General features: G+C 49.6%; 15 protein-coding genes. 9 read left to right on the top strand and 6 right to left on the bottom strand.

The genetic code is table 11. The features are described from left to right. Window positions 1-16: 16 nt before the first annotated feature. From BZG73_RS06055 to BZG73_RS06040, 4 genes are all read right to left on the bottom strand, one after another. Window positions 17-478 (bottom strand): methyltransferase family protein, encoded by a 462-nt coding sequence (locus BZG73_RS06055; RefSeq protein ID WP_046073285.1) that lies wholly within the window; start codon window positions 476-478, stop codon window positions 17-19. Between the two features lie 106 nt (window positions 479-584). After that, on the bottom strand, window positions 585-1,190 hold the full coding sequence (locus tag BZG73_RS06050) for a GTP cyclohydrolase II (RefSeq protein WP_046073286.1): 606 nt from the start codon (window positions 1,188-1,190) through the stop codon (window positions 585-587). A 157-nt stretch (window positions 1,191-1,347) separates the two neighbouring features. Further along, window positions 1,348-1,905 carry a sugar O-acetyltransferase gene (locus tag BZG73_RS06045; RefSeq protein WP_046073287.1) on the bottom strand — a complete coding sequence of 186 codons (558 nt, stop codon included), beginning with the start codon at window positions 1,903-1,905 and terminating at the stop codon, window positions 1,348-1,350. 5 nt (window positions 1,906-1,910) lie between these two features. Further along, window positions 1,911-3,185 (bottom strand): patatin-like phospholipase family protein, encoded by a 1,275-nt coding sequence (locus BZG73_RS06040; protein ID WP_235606020.1) that lies wholly within the window; start codon window positions 3,183-3,185, stop codon window positions 1,911-1,913. Between the two features lie 753 nt (window positions 3,186-3,938). Here BZG73_RS06040 and BZG73_RS06035 point away from each other — a divergent pair. The 5 genes from BZG73_RS06035 (at window position 3,939) to BZG73_RS06020 (ending at window position 9,006) form a co-directional block, all read left to right on the top strand. Next, window positions 3,939-5,207, top strand: coding sequence for a sodium-dependent transporter (locus tag BZG73_RS06035; RefSeq protein WP_077667834.1), 1,269 nt, complete (start codon window positions 3,939-3,941; stop codon window positions 5,205-5,207). Next, a complete protein-coding gene (locus BZG73_RS15950; protein ID WP_100297978.1) occupies window positions 5,204-5,305 on the top strand; it encodes a MetS family NSS transporter small subunit in 102 nt (33 codons plus the stop codon). Before BZG73_RS06035 ends, BZG73_RS15950 begins: the two co-directional genes overlap by 4 nt. A 269-nt stretch (window positions 5,306-5,574) precedes the next feature. Then, on the top strand, window positions 5,575-6,294 hold the full coding sequence (locus tag BZG73_RS06030) for a response regulator (RefSeq protein ID WP_046073289.1): 720 nt from the start codon (window positions 5,575-5,577) through the stop codon (window positions 6,292-6,294). Further along, a complete protein-coding gene (locus BZG73_RS06025; protein WP_046073290.1) occupies window positions 6,284-7,732 on the top strand; it encodes an ATP-binding protein in 1,449 nt (482 codons plus the stop codon). Before BZG73_RS06030 ends, BZG73_RS06025 begins: the two co-directional genes overlap by 11 nt. Continuing rightward, window positions 7,732-9,006, top strand: a complete 1,275-nt coding sequence (locus tag BZG73_RS06020) for an ABC transporter substrate-binding protein (RefSeq protein ID WP_077667833.1) — start codon at window positions 7,732-7,734, stop codon at window positions 9,004-9,006. The genes BZG73_RS06025 and BZG73_RS06020 overlap by 1 nt, the downstream gene beginning before the upstream one ends. A gap of 47 nt (window positions 9,007-9,053) precedes the next feature. Here the strand turns inward: BZG73_RS06020 and BZG73_RS06015 are convergent, their stop codons facing one another. Together BZG73_RS06015 and BZG73_RS06010 are read right to left on the bottom strand one after the other, a co-directional pair. Continuing rightward, the gene (locus BZG73_RS06015) at window positions 9,054-9,857 is read right to left on the bottom strand and encodes a DeoR/GlpR family DNA-binding transcription regulator (protein WP_077667832.1); all 804 of its coding nucleotides are present in this window, start codon (window positions 9,855-9,857) and stop codon (window positions 9,054-9,056) included. A gap of 60 nt (window positions 9,858-9,917) precedes the next feature. Next, a complete protein-coding gene (locus BZG73_RS06010; protein WP_077667831.1) occupies window positions 9,918-10,652 on the bottom strand; it encodes a glycerophosphodiester phosphodiesterase family protein in 735 nt (244 codons plus the stop codon). A gap of 279 nt (window positions 10,653-10,931) precedes the next feature. On the opposite strand from BZG73_RS06010, the gene ugpB reads away from it, so the two are divergent. The 4 genes from ugpB (at window position 10,932) to ugpC (ending at window position 15,149) form a co-directional block, all read left to right on the top strand. Continuing rightward, window positions 10,932-12,236 carry a sn-glycerol-3-phosphate ABC transporter substrate-binding protein UgpB gene (gene ugpB, locus BZG73_RS06005; RefSeq protein ID WP_077667830.1) on the top strand — a complete coding sequence of 435 codons (1,305 nt, stop codon included), beginning with the start codon at window positions 10,932-10,934 and terminating at the stop codon, window positions 12,234-12,236. 79 nt (window positions 12,237-12,315) lie between these two features. Continuing rightward, complete coding sequence (ugpA, locus tag BZG73_RS06000) at window positions 12,316-13,197, top strand: sn-glycerol-3-phosphate ABC transporter permease UgpA (RefSeq protein WP_046073295.1); 882 nt, start codon at window positions 12,316-12,318, stop codon at window positions 13,195-13,197. Continuing rightward, complete coding sequence (gene ugpE / locus BZG73_RS05995; RefSeq protein WP_046073296.1) at window positions 13,197-14,045, top strand: sn-glycerol-3-phosphate ABC transporter permease UgpE; 849 nt, start codon at window positions 13,197-13,199, stop codon at window positions 14,043-14,045. Before ugpA ends, ugpE begins: the two co-directional genes overlap by 1 nt. Beyond that, window positions 14,046-15,149 carry a sn-glycerol-3-phosphate ABC transporter ATP-binding protein UgpC gene (gene ugpC / locus BZG73_RS05990; protein WP_077667829.1) on the top strand — a complete coding sequence of 368 codons (1,104 nt, stop codon included), beginning with the start codon at window positions 14,046-14,048 and terminating at the stop codon, window positions 15,147-15,149. The last annotated feature ends 1 nt before the right edge of the window (window position 15,150 follow it).

The raw sequence follows: 15,150 nt of genomic DNA, 5'->3' as shown, positions 1-15,150 counted from the left end.
ATTAATTTTTCTAATCCTAAAGCCAGCGTCGGACACGAGCTACATAAGCGTCAAAATCATCTGGCCATTGGCGTGATAAACGGGCTTCTTCAGCAGGAATAAATGTGGCGGATAGGTAGGCCATAAAAGCGGGAATCATCCCCCAGCACCATAGCGCATTAAAATAAAGCCCAGCTGCGGCGATAATGAGTACCAACGCCAGATACATAGGGTTGCGGGTATAGCGATAGATCCCAGTCGTCACCAGCGCTGAGGGCATTTGCAGCGGATCAAGCGTGGTGTGATGGCGATGAAACGCCCATTTAGCGGCGGCTAATAACCCCACGGCTAACCCCAGAGGCAAGGCAGCCCACATCGGGGCACCCAGTACCAGCGAAAAAGGAAAGAAATGGCTCAGTGATAAACCAATTGCAATCGCAATGAGCATCGCCACGGGAGGCAATGGGGGAAAGAGATAATGCCATGTTTGCACACGCATGACTCGTCCTTGAGCAATGACTGATATAATGGCAATAATGTAGCGAATATAGACAGTGATTGTCACTGCCTGGCTGGCAAATTAGCCAATTTTTAGCGACGAATGTTTAATCTTGCTCAATATTGAGACGGTGCTTACCATGCTCAATCTTTGCCTTAAGATAGTTACGGTTGCCGTCTTTAAGGTGGGCTTTGGTGCCAATCACTTCTTTGAGGGTAACCCCTGCCGCTTGCAGCTCTTCAATCTTTTTGGGGTTATTGGTGATCAAGCGAATACAGTGAGCGTCTAACGCTTTTAGCATCTGCGCCGCTTCGGCAAAATCACGCAAATCATCCGCAAATCCCAAATGGTTGTTCGCTTCATACGTCGTCATCCCTTCGCTTTGTAGCTTGTAGGCATCCAGCTTGTTATACAGCCCTATCCCCCGCCCTTCTTGGCGCAAATAAAGAATAATACCGCCATCTTCACCCATCTTTTGGATRGTCTCTTCAAGCTGCTCGCCACAATCGCATCGAGAGGAATGGAAAACATCACCGGTTAAACACTCGGAATGCATGCGAACCAAAGGCGGATCGGCTTTCTTATCGGCTTGTTGGAAAATTAGCGCGACGTGCTCTTGCTCAGACTCTAAACCATGGAAGGAAAGGATCTCTGCTGGGATCTGGCTTCCCACCCCGACTTTCAACGGCACTCGGGCCCTAACTTTAACCATTCTGCGTCTATCTCTTACTGCTGATACCCGATTGAGGGCGATAACATTACTACACCCACATCAGTATGCCAATTCAAAAATGTTATATTATAACATTTATCGGGAGGATGCGATAAAATCGTATTGGGAGGTATCTGCCACCTTGTCTCTATCCTCATCACTGCAAGCGCCGTACCACCGCAGCCGGATTGCCAGCCACAATAGAAAAAGGTTCGATATCCGTATCAACCACTGATCCGGCTTCAATCACTACCCCTTCACCGATTGCCGTGCCTGCTTTTATCACGGTATTTCCCTCGATGATAACGTTATTACCGATGATGACATCCTGAGAGGACTCACATTCACCGCGGGCAATGTCTAGCGGTAATACGCGATGACGCGTGGTATAGATCCCAACGTTGGGGCCAATACTCACGTTATCGCCAATACTGACATGCGCCCCGTCTAAAATGGTGCAATTTGGACCGACGCTAACATTGTTGCCAAGATGAATATTCATCCCATAATGGCAAAAGAAAGGCGCGTCGATTTCAACGTTATCGCCAATACGGGCGAATAGCTTGGTGGTTACCACCGCTAAACTGGCCGCATCTTCAGGATCGAGCCGGTTAAACTGTTGGCAAAGTCGGCGCGCGGCATATCGAAACAAAGTCAGCTCTTCATCCGCAGGACAATAAGGCAAGCCACGTTGCATTTTTTCAAATTCTGTCATCGGCTCTACTCTTGATGCGGCATTCTTACTGACGTTGGCTCAAAGCTAGGGTTATCTAAAGTCGACATAGAAACCAGCGAGTCACCGTATTCACGTAAGAATTGGTTCCCCAGCGAGACCCCTAGCTGATAATCGGCTTCCAATGCCTCCGGCTTACTCAGTAAGGCACTACTTTGCAACGGAGCGCTCGGCGCAATTTGCACTATCTGAGCACGCGCAGGCGGTGACGCCAAAAATTGCAGTTCACTTTGGTAGCTTTGATAATGCGTGGTCAGCATCTTGAGCATTTCAGTGTTTAGCGGCTTGCCGGATAAAGACTGGAGCCGATAAATCGTGTCGCCACCAAAAAGCCAACGACCACCATTTTGCATCGCTTTCTCTTTCATACTGTCGCGCACACGATTAACCAATTGCTCGCGGCTGGACTTATAGCGATCTGACAGTTCACCGATTTGCTTACTGAGCTCTTTCTGGAAGGTTTCAAAGCGTGCAAGTCGATATTTGGACTCAAAGTTTGATAAATAGTCGGAGAGCTTAAATTGCGGCCTCTTCGCCTCAAAGCGTTCGCGTAGTGTTTCAAGAAAGCGCCGGTTCTCATCATCACGTTTATCTTGTTCAACCACTGGCTCAGTGCGAACCACGACGATAATATCCGCCCCGCGCGCAAACGCTTCTTTTGCCGGGATCGCCGCTGTTACCCCACCGTCCACATAACGGTGCTCACCGATGTTCACCGGATGCGGATAAAGCAGCGGAATCGCACAGGTCGCTTTCAGGGCATCTGGCCAGGTGTCTTCTGTCAGTGAGAAGAAGGCTGGTTGCAGCGTATCTGTGTCAGTCGCGCATGCATAAGCATAACGGTTTTGCAGATGGTGCCGCGCCGCTTCCATATCCAGAGCCGTTTCTTTACCAGGTAACGCCGTGTCTAACGCCCAATCCAAGTCCATGTAATGCTGCCGGCGAACATACTTCATTAAATGGAAGAAGCGCTCCTGCGTGGTGAGTTGGGTAATAAAGCGGTAACCATATTGGTACTGTTGGCAGACATAGGCACTCATATTGAGCGCCCCCGCCGATGTACCAAAATAAAGCTCAAAGGGGTCAAATCGGTGGGTTAAAAACGCATCCAGCACACCTGCTGTAAAAATACCTCGTTGTCCGCCCCCTTGAAGCACAAGGGCTATGCGCTGCGGCCGCGCGTGAGTCCCGCTCTGTGCGCCAGCGGTCAGCGCGTTGTCGGTCAACACCGTGGGCTGCACGGCTTGATTGGTTTCTACCACGTTCGCCCCTTACCATCACATTTAGCGTTATGCTTATGTTTTATTGACTATTTTTAATTAGCTAAGTCCCACAGTTTAACGCGTCGTGTGACACTGTGCTAGCGCTACCGTGCCGTGGCATCGTCATCAAACCGGAAGCCACCGAACCAAGTGTTGTCTATGCCATTACCGCCACGGCGGCAAACGTAAAAATAAGGCCGAGTGCGCAGGCTGTCGTGACCAGTGCATAAGTGAGTGTCGTATTCATGAGGTCCTCCTAGGTGATAACGCTGCTATAACAAGTATAAACCACATTTAGTGTGCGTCTTTGTTGTCTAAAATTCTGCTAATGAGATCATGTTTTCTGGCGCTGTGGCACGCGCTCAACACGTCTTGGCGTTGTTTTTTTCATCAATTGACGAGCGAACAAAAATAACCATTAATCACCACTTATTGATAATTATGATAGTTTTTATCACTACATAGGGTTAACAAAACATGATTTATATCTACCTCACTCTACCAATAGCAGGTTAACCCCCATTTTTTTGCTAACTTGTTGGTTTTAAGGCTATTGATTTAGCCTCACGCTGTGCTTAATGTGCAATGACTGCCCGCTTTAGATAAAAAATTCAACATTCGGGCAACAGGAAGTTAAAAATCAATATTGCGGGAATGTGCTATTTCTTTCATATCGACCAAAAAACGCAGCCTCACAACACTGCATATTTGGATGGGCGTAAAGAAAGGCGATTCGCAAAGGAGTAAGTAGATATGAAAAGAGAACAATGGGGCTCACGCGCTGGGTTTATCCTGGCTGCCGTGGGGTCAGCAGTCGCCATCGGGATTTACTACGTCGCCGTTATTGGCTGGGCCATTTCATACTTTGGCTTTTCGTTTGGCCAAGATTGGGGCACAGACACCAACGCCTTCTTCTTCTCCGATTACCTAAAATTGGGGGAAAACTCTCCCACCAGCTTGGGTGATTGGCAGTGGCACATCGCGATTCCAATGATCATTGCTTGGGCCATCACCTATGCAGCCGTTTTCCGTGGCGTAAAAGGCGGCATCGAAAAAGCCAGCAAAATCATGATGCCTTTGCTGTTTATCATGGTGTTGTTACTCATTGGCCGTGTGGTGATGTTGCCAGGGGCACTGGATGGTTTGAACTATCTGTTCTCGCCTGACTTTAGCAAATTGGCCGATGCCAGTGTGTGGTCCGCCGCTTATGGGCAGATCTTCTTCACGCTGTCGGTGGGCTTCGCCATCATGCTTGCTTATTCTAGCTACTTGCCAGAAAAGTCCGACGTCAACAACAATGCTTTGATGACGGTATTGATCAACTGTGGCTTCTCAATTGTTGCCGGCGTGCTGATCTTCTCGATTCTTGGCTATATGGCGGCGGAACAAAGCAAAGGGATCACCGATGTCGTCAGCGGGGGCGTTGGCCTAGCGTTCGTCACGCTACCTGCCGCGATTAATTTGCTCCCTATCCCTTATATTCTTGGTCCATTGTTCTTCCTCGCATTGGTTGTTGCTGGCTTGAGTTCGCACATTTCCATCATTGAAGCCGTGACGTCGTCAATTATGGATAAGCTCAATGTGACTCGTCAAAAAGCGGCGACAGCCGTATGTGGTGTGGGCTTTGTCGTATCAATGGCGTTCGCTACCAACGGCGGTCTATTGCTGCTTGACTTGGTTGATTACTTTGTTAACAACGTTGCACTGCTCACAAGCTGTTTGCTTGAGCTGTTGCTGGTCGGCTGGCTAGTTAAACTGTCAGACATCCGTCAGTATGTTAACCGTGTCTCTGAATTCAGCGTGGGTCAGTGGATGGAAATTTGTATCCGCTTTATCAGCCCCATTATGCTGGCGGTGATCTTGGTGAAAAACCTGATTGACACCTTCAACGAAGGTTATGGCGGTTACGCACAATTCGAATTACTGACCCTGGGTTGGGGCTTGGTCGCTGCCATGCTGGTGGTTGGTATTATCGTTAATAGCACCACGACCCCTGCTCGCGATATGGAGACAGACGCATGACAACAGGCGCAATCATCATGATGCTTATCGGCTTTGCCGTCACTTGGGGTGGCGCGGCCTTGTGTATTCGCAAAGCGATGCACAGCAATAGCGAATAGCTCGTCACGGTTCATAACACACTGTGATGTCAACCAAAGCCCTCTTATATGGAGGGCTTTGTCTTTTTCACGATCTCGCGTCGTCAAGCGATGAACTATCTGCCTTTTTATACCTTTCCCCCTCCTGGGTGTCTGCTCTGACATCATCACCAAAACGGTTATCAACAAGTCGCTGATTAATTACACAAAGTGCGGCTTTGTTTGTAGCATCTCAACGATAAAGCACCGATAATGGAGGAACTGACTTTAGCAACGAGGACAATGGCGATATGGCTTCAGCCAAACGCATCTTAGTGGTCGACGACGATGTCGAAATCCGTGAGCTTCTCCAAGCTTATCTCACCAAAGCCGGTTACGAAGTGATGACCGCGCAAAACGGTCATGAGATGCAAACTAAGCTGGCTGTCCAATACCCGGATTTAATTTTACTCGACGTGATGCTCCCAGGGGATGATGGCTTTACGCTATGCAAAAGTATTCGTAAAGATTCGAGTGTGCCTATCATCATGCTCACCGCTGTATCAGACGAAACGGATCAAATTGTTGGGCTAGAGCTAGGCGCCGATGATTATATCGCCAAGCCCTTTAGTCCACGCCAATTGATCGCCCGTATTCGTGCATTATTACGTCGCACCCAGCAATTGCAGGAGACCACGCTGTCCCGACCTAAAGCGATTCGGTTTGGCCAGTGGCGCCTAGAGCCTGCCACCCAGCAATTGCACCAGGTTGTCACCGGCATGGAGATAGAGTTGTCGGCGTCTGATTATGCCCTGCTGATGCTGTTTATCGATCACCCACACCAGTTGCTCGATCGTAATGCGATTAGCCAAGCGACGCGCGGCCGCGATGCACAGGCACAAGAACGTGGCATCGATGTACAAGTTAGCCGCTTACGCCAGCGCTTACGTGACACAGGCAAAGCGAACTTGATTAAAACTGTGCGTGGTGCGGGTTATATGTTTGTCGCTGAGATCCAATATGAATCATGAATGGCTAGAAAAGCTGATCCCTCGCTCTTTGCTATCACGCACCTTGCTGCTGACCTTGTTATCCGTGGTATTGGCGCAGGGCATTGCCACCTCAATTTGGTATACCCAATCAAAACGAACCCAGCTTGCGGGGCTAGAGGCGGCGTCGGCGAGTTTAGCTAACATGTTTGCCTCAACCACCACCTTCTTTCAATCGTTGCCCGTTGCTTATCGGCATGTGGCGCTTAATCAATTACGTAACATGGGCGGGACACGGTTTTTTGTCTCCTTTAACAAAGAAAAAATCCAAATCACGCCTATTGAAGAGACACAGGCGAAAAAGGTCGCCACCCGTACCGTATCAGGCATTCTCCACGAGCAGCTCCCGTCATTGAATACCATTGATGTTGACTTTTCGCGCCCTGAAACCTTACGCGTGCTCAACAACGACATTTTATTGCAAGACTTGCCCAAATCTTGGGCACATCACACGTTAAGTTTAGAGCCATTAAATCCCCCCATTTTGGTGGTACAAATGGAGCTGAAAAAAGATGAGTGGATCTATATCGCTGCATTGTTACCCGCGCCCTATGTCACGCTCGATGATACCTTGATTACCGCCGATCAAGTGGTCTTTATCGTGGTGATCACTGCGCTATTACTGTTCTTTACTTACACCTTGATTCGTCAGCAAGCACGCCCCTTAAAACGTCTGGCCAAAGCAGCGAACTTGTTTAGCACCGACATTGAGCAACCTCCCCTGAAGGAGGAAGGCGCGGCAGAAATCGCCATTGTGACACGGGCGTTTAACCGTATGCAGCGTCGCCTACAACGTCACCTACGTGAGCGCGAAACCTTATTCCGCTCCATGTCGCATGATTTAAAAACGCCTATCACCCGCTTACGTTTACGGGCCGAATTAATTGATGACGACCTGCAAGCCGCGAAGCTCAATAAAGATTTAGATGATCTTGAAATTATGGTTAAAGGTGCCGTACAAACGGTCAGAGACACCGATATCCATGAGAACATGGCGGCTATTGATGTCATTGATTTCTTAGCGATGATTGTCGAACCACACAACCAAAACCGTATTCGAGTCAGTATTGAAAGCGACGCAGTACCTCCGTTTACGTGTAAGCCACTCGCCTTCAAACGCTGCTTATCCAATTTAATTGATAATGGTGTGAAATACGGCGATAAAGTGACGATTTATGTGATGGACGCAAAACACACGTTAGATATTACCCTGATTGACGAGGGGCCAGGTATTCCTGAGCAAGAGCTCGACTCGGTGTTTGACCCTTATGTACGCTTACATGATGATAACGACGGTTCGGGGCTCGGTTTAGGGATTGCGCGCGATATCATCCACGCGCATGGCGGGGATATGGTGCTCAGTAACCGCAGTGAAGGCGGCCTGCAAGTTGATATCAGTTTTCCTCGGGTAGAAGAATAATGGCACGTTTAACACGCTTAAATAGATACCTCTCTCAATGGATCATCGGTGGCATGCTCGTCACCTATAGCCTTGCAGTGTCCGCAAGTGATGTTGAAGTTTTACACTGGTGGACATCAGCAGGTGAAGCCAAAGCCGCCTCTGTCTTGCGAGAAGGCATTGAGCAACAAGGCCATCAATGGCAAGACTTCGCGGTCGGTGGCCGCGCAGGGATAAGCGCGATGAACACTTTGAGGATCCGTGCCATCAGTGGTAACCCGCCCCTTGCGGCACAAATCAAAGGGCCGGAGATCACCGAATGGGCCCGTTTAGGCTTTTTACGCAACCTCAATGAGATTGCTGAAGCGGAAAGTTGGGAAGATAAAATCCCTGCCCCACTACGTGATGTCATGCAGTACCAAGGTAACTATGTGGCGGCGCCCATCAATATTCACCGCGTAAATTGGCTGTGGGWCAACTTACGCGCCTTTGAAGCAGCCAATGCCGACATCCCTACCGACTTTGATAGCTTTTTTGCTGCCGCCGATAAACTGCAGCAAGCAGGTTATATCCCACTCGCGTTGGGAGGAGAGCCATGGCAAGTCGCGACGCTTTTCGACAGTCTGGCGCTATCAGTTCTGGGGCCACAAGATTACCAACGTGCCTTTTTAGACTTTGATCGCCAAGCACTCCTTAGTGACGATGTGGTCAAAGCCTTTACTCTGCTGGCGAAGATGCGCCAATATGTGGATGACTCGGGTCAAGGACGCAACTGGAGCGATACCACTCGTCTACTCATTGATAACCAGGCGGGGATGCAAGTAATGGGTGATTGGGCCAAAGGGGAGTTTTTTGCCGCCAACCAGCAAGAAGGCAAAGCCTTTACCTGTGTCGCCTTCCCTGGGACGAAAAAAGCCTTTAGTTACAATGTCGACAGCTTTGTATTTTTCAAGCCCAATAGCCAAAGTGAGCGACAAAGCCAAACAGACATGGCCTCTTACCTCCTCACACCACAGTTCCAGCGTGACTTTAACCGTTACAAAGGCTCGTTACCTATCCGATTTGATGTGCCCCTCCCCAAGGGAGACCGGTGCGCGCAACAATCACGTGATGCGTTTACTTACGCGCAAGAGAATGGCACCTTAAGCCCCAGCATGTCACACGGCCTTTCCACCACACGTTATGTACAAAGCGCGGTGTTCGACGTGATTAATGAGTTCTTCTACAACCCTGAGCAAACGCCGCGTGAAGCCACCGAGGCACTGTATCGCGCTATTTTATCCGCGCAAGCTTGACGGTCGTCATGCAGGCTTTTTCATCACACAGACTTAGCCAGCCCTTCTCACTTGGCAGTTGGCGCTTGCGTGGGGCCGAGATCGCGCGAGTCACAAGGAATAAAAGCAATATCTGCCGGCAGCGTCGAGTAGTTGCTCAATACATCGTTGGTGAACACATAATCAAACTGACTTAACGTTGTCACTTTCACCGGCGCACTGCGCTGCCACTTTGAACCGTCTGCCACCAACCACCTTGCACTCGCGGCACTAAGCATGGTGTCACTGACATCCGCTTCGTCGGGGGAAAACTCACACACCCATCCCTCTTCATTAACCGCCGCACAGCCAATAATGGCGATATCCGGTTGGAAACGCGACAGGAACTGAAGCACCGAGTGTCCAACCATATCTTGGTCATTGGCGCGCAGCTTCCCCCCTGCCAGCCAAATATCGAGGTCGGGATTAGCCCCCAGAATATGCGCGATCTGAACGTTATTGGTGATTACGCGAAGGTCGCGTCTTGTTAATAGCTGCTCAGCAATCGCAGAAACCGTGGTCCCTATCCCGAGCATCACGGTCGCCCCCTCAGGAATGTGCTCGGCCACCGCGCGTGCAATCGCCGTTTTAACGCCACTGTGCCTTTGCAAACGACGTTGGTAATCGCTATTGACATGCGCGGAGGGCATATTAATGCCGCCATGGTGACGCCGAGCTAAGCCAAGCGCACAGAGCTGATTAATATCACGACGAATAGTCTGCGTCGTGACCGAAAACTGCGTGGCCAAATCATCCGTTTCTAGGTGCTCTGTTTTTGCTAATTGCGCTAATATTTCGCGCTGGCGCCAATTTAACTCTGCCTCTTGTGACACATAAGCTCCTTGTTGTATGACATTATCGACTGCTCACCTAACGATTCGGTTGACTTCGTGTCAGTACGGGTGTGCTAAGTATTTACTTGGGTCGTCGGTGATCATCATGTCTACGCCCCACCCCCACAAGGCTTCGACCTCAACAGGCTTATTAGGGGTATAACACTTAAGCGCTAAACCTGAATCTTTAACGGCTTTGGCTTTCTCTTGGGTGAGGTGGCGATAGTTGCAGTGAATGCTAAACGTGGCTAAGTCCCGGAACTCACGCCAATTATCAGGGATCGTTTCCCATAAAATCGCCCGCGCTAACTCAGGCATTTCATCACGAACAATCGCGAGTGCCTCAAGAGAAAAAGATGAGACTAATACCTTCTCGGTGCTGATAGGGCTTGCCGACAAGCAAGCAAATATCGCACGGCATAAGGCAGGTATATCGCTATCCGGGTAAGTTTTGATCTCAAGGTTGATATGAAGCGCATCGCGGTGCGCTTGGGCTAAAACGGCCATGAGCGTGGGTACCCTTTCATACCCAAACTTTGGCGAAAAGTGCCCACCTGCATCGAGCTGCTGTAAATCGGCCAAGGCGGTGTCTTTTAACGCCCCTGCACCATTGGTGCACCGTTGTAAGCTATGGTCATGAAACACCACGGGAACACCGTCTTGGGTCAGTTGCACATCGACCTCGACCCAACTTAACCCCATCTCTCGCACCTTTGCAATAGACGTTAACGTGTTCTCAGGAGCATGAGCAGCGACACCTCGATGCCCACATAATTGCTGTGGCGCGATTTTCATTTGAACAGTCTCATCTCAATCAGTTATTTAGGTATTGTAGGACAGCGCGAGCCGCATTGTCTCGTGTAAATATGACAGAGTGTTTACGAGTAAATCTTTGCGCTTGCAGGATTTTCATCATCAAAACACGCTCTAATTAACAATTTTTTCACATGCCATGCGACCGCGGTCAAAAGTCATACAATTGTCATCTCCCTTTTCGTTTGGGTTCATATTATGTTCATTTTTGTTCATTAAGTTGCCGAATGAACATTACCCCATCCTCAAAAGGAGTGACGCATGAAAACCCAACGCTTAACCGCGCTTTCTTCGGCCCTGTTGCTGGCCTCTTTTTCTGCCAACGCGACAACCGAAATTGAATGGTGGCACGCAATGGGCGGAAACCTTGGCGAAAAAGTGAATGAAATTGCTGAGAAGTTTAATGCCAGTCAGGATGACTATTCCGTCAAACCCGTCTACAAGGGTAACTACACCGAAACCATGACAGGCGCTGTGTCGGCATTCCGCGCCAACAAGCAACCTCATATCGTCCAGGTGTTTGAAGTAGGCACCGCGACAATGATGTCAGCAAAAGGGGCGATATACCCGGTTTATGAGCTAATGGAAAACGCGAACGTCCCGTTTGACCAATCTGACTACCTCTCTTCTGTGACGGGTTATTATTCAGACGAAGACGGGAATATGCTGTCGATGCCATTTAATAGCTCAACGCCCGTGCTGTATTACAACAAAGATCTGTTTGCTAAAGCTGGCGTTAACCCTCCCAAAACCTGGGAAGAAGTTGAGCAAGTGTCTGAGAAACTGCTTGCCAATGGCGCTCAGTGCGGCTTTACGACTGGCTGGCAGTCTTGGGTACAAATTGAAAACCTCGGTGCTCGCCACAATGCGCCCATTGCCACCAATGACAATGGCTTTGGCAGTGTCGATAACAAGATGGTAATTAACCAGTCTCCGTTTGTGGATCACATTGCCAAAATGGCGGATTGGCAACAGGCTGGCATTTTTGAATACGGAGGCCGCCGCTCTGACAGTGCGCCGCTGTTTTACAGTGGTGAATGTGCCATGTACATGAACTCTTCAGCGTCTTACGCCGGTGTGCGCGAAAGCGTAAAAGATTTCGAGTTTGGCGTTGCCAAGCTGCCTTACTGGGATAAAGCCGTTGAGCAGCCAAGAAATACCATCATCGGCGGGGCCACGCTTTGGGTTCTACAAGGCCACGAGTCAGAAGAGTACAAGGGCGTCGCCCAGTTCTTCTCCTTCTTGTCTCAACCTGAAATCCAAGCGGACTGGCACCAGTTCACCGGTTACTTGCCCATTACCCACGAAGCCTATGAGCTAAGCAAGAAGCAAGGCTTTTATGCTCAAAACCCAGGCACAGACGTCGCGATTAAACAAATGACCGAGGTCGAGCCAACGCCTGCCTCTAAAGGGATCCGCTTAGGTAATTTCGTTCAAATCCGTGATGTGATTAACGAAGAGCTTGAGACCGTATGGTCCGGCGATCAATCGGCTCAAGAAGCGCTGGATGAAGCAGTTGAGCGCGCCAATGGCTTGCTTTCAAAGTTTGCGAAAGCCAATCAATAAGCGGTTTAGTTCCATTCAGTAAAAACCATGTTGTATGACGGAGCGGTATAGACTGCCGCTCCACTTTTTGAGAAAGCCTATGTCCAATAAACCCACATTTAATCATTGTGCGTTTCCCATTTTATTGCTCGCGCCTCAATTGCTGATCACCTTTATCTTTTTTATCTGGCCCGCGGCGCAGGCTGTATGGCAATCCACCTTGTTGGAAGACCCTTTCGGTCTTAGTACCGAGTTTGTCGGTGGCGAAAATTTCACCGAGTTATTGGGAGACACCAGCTATTATCGCTCTTTTTTGACCACCTTATTCTTTAGTTTTTCTGTTGCAGGCATCGCGCTTCTATCGGCGCTTGTGCTCGCGGTGATGGCTGACCGTGTCATTAAAGGGGCGACAGGCTATAAAACACTCTTGGTGTGGCCCTACGCGGTCGCTCCCGCTGTCGCAGGGGTGTTGTGGTTATTCATGTTCAATCCCACTGTCGGTGTATTGGCCCACGCGCTAAAAGCCATTGGTTTAGACTGGAATCCGTTTATCCATTCTGGCGATGCCATGACCATGGTGATCATTGCCGCTACATGGAAGCAGATTAGCTACAACTTTCTGTTCTTCCTCGCCGGGCTGCAATCTATCCCACGTTCATTGGTTGAAGCGGCAGCTATTGACGGCGCAGGCCCAGTAAAACGCTTTTTGACCATCATTTTTCCACTGCTCTCTCCGACCTCTTTTTTCCTGCTGGTTGTGAACTTGGTCTACGCCTTTTTCGAAACCTTTGGGGTGATTCATGCCATGACGCAAGGTGGGCCCGGTCAATCCACCACAACGCTGGTTTATAAAGTGTATGCAGACGGTTTTGTCGGCCTCAATATGGGATCGTCCGCCGCGCAATCCGTCGTGTTGATGATCCTCGTGGGCGCATTAACCGTGATTCAGTTTAAATATGTTGAAAAGAAGGTGGCTTACTAATGGTTGAACGTCGCCCTTGGCTTACTGTGTTCTCGCATTTGGTGTTGATTTTAGGCGTCGCCTCGGTGGCGCTCCCTGTGTGGCTTGCGTTGACCGCCGCCACCCATGACAGCAGCGCCTTTGTAAGTGGTGTCACGCCGTTATGGTTTGGTGACAAAGGATTATCTGTGTTCGAGGAGGTATTAACCGAAGGCACATCACGCGAGTTAAACATTTCCGTGGCCGGCATGCTGTGGAATTCATTTTTAATGGCAATGGGCATCGCCATTGGCAAGCTCGCGATTTCCATTCTTTCAGCCTATGCCGTGGTGTATTTTCGCTTTCCCGGTCGAATGTTGGCATTTTGGGTGATTTTCATGACCCTAATGCTACCGGTGGAGGTGCGCATCATGCCAACATTCCAGGTCATTGCCGACCTGAACATGCTCAACTCGATGTCGGGATTGACCATTCCACTCATCGCCAGCGCTACGGCGACCTTTCTATTCCGTCAGTTTTTTATGACGGTCCCAGGTGAAATGCTTGAAGCCGCGCGAATTGATGGCGCGGGCCCGTTCAAGTTTTTCAAAGACATTCTGCTGCCTCTTTCGCGCACCAATATCGCCGCACTGTTTGTGATCACCTTTATATATGGTTGGAACCAGTACCTTTGGCCGATTTTGATCACCACCGATGATGAGTACTACACCATTGTGATGAGTATTCAGCGCATGCTCTCTGTTGGTGATGGTGAGGTGCAATGGAACCGCGTAATGGCAACAACTCTAATGGCGATGCTACCCCCGGTGATCGTGGTGCTCGGCATGCAAAAACTCTTTGTAAAAGGCTTAGTGGAAACGGAGAAGTAAATGGCAACGGTAACCCTAGAACAGATGGCAAAGACCTACCCTAATGGGTTCAAAGCCATTCACGGCGTCGACTTATCAGTGAAAGATGGCGAAATGATTGTATTGGTGGGCCCCAGTGGTTGTGGCAAATCAACCTTACTGCGCATGATTGCCGGCCTAGAGGCGATTTCCAGCGGACAATTAGTCATTGACGATAAAAAAGTGAATGATCTTGAGCCTGGCGAGCGCGATATTGCCATGGTATTTCAAAACTATGCGCTTTACCCACACATGAGTGTATTCGACAACATGGCCTATGGCCTTAAAAATCGCGGGACACCAAAAGAGACCATTCAACAGCTTGTCACCGAGGTCGCGACCATGCTCGAGCTAGAGCACCTACTCGACAGACGGCCCAATCAATTGTCCGGCGGACAACGACAACGGGTGGCAATGGGCCGTGCGATTGTGCGTCGTCCCAAGGTTTTTCTCTTTGATGAGCCGTTATCCAACCTTGATGCCAAACTGCGTGTACAAATGCGCCTGGAAATCAAAGGTTTGCAGAGAAAGCTGAATACCACTGCTGTGTATGTCACCCACGACCAAGTTGAAGCAATGACTCTCGCGGATCGCCTCGTGGTATTAAATGGTGGTAACGTTGAACAAATTGGTACGCCTTTAGACGTCTACGATGCCCCGGCTAGCTTGTTTGTGGCCACTTTTATCGGCTCACCAGCGATGAATATCGTTGAAGGTCGTATCGACAATGACGTCCTCTCGATAGGTCAACACGTATTGGCTGAGTGTCAGGGCATTGACACACAATCCGTGTCCGTCGGATTACGTCCCGAGCACTTAAAAGTGGTACCGGCCGATCAGGCCTGTTTCACACTGTCAGTTACCTTAACCGAGTCTTTGGGAGCTGATTTGCTGGTCTATGGGCATATAAGCGATACTGACAGCTTCATCACACTGCGTTTAGAGGGGCACAGTAAGGTCGTAGAAGGAGATAACCTACCCTTGGCGATTGCCCCTGAGAACCTCCACGTGTTTGACCATGAGCAGGGAAAACGGCTGGCGCTCACTCTGCGTCAAATGAATCATCGCCATGTGGCAGCTATTTAAT

It is taken from the genome of Salinivibrio siamensis, assembly GCF_001996005.1.
Classification (GTDB): Bacteria; Pseudomonadota; Gammaproteobacteria; order Enterobacterales; family Vibrionaceae; genus Salinivibrio; species Salinivibrio siamensis.
The sequence above is the reverse complement of the archived record's forward strand: the minus strand, read 5'-3'. Positions and strand labels throughout refer to the sequence as shown.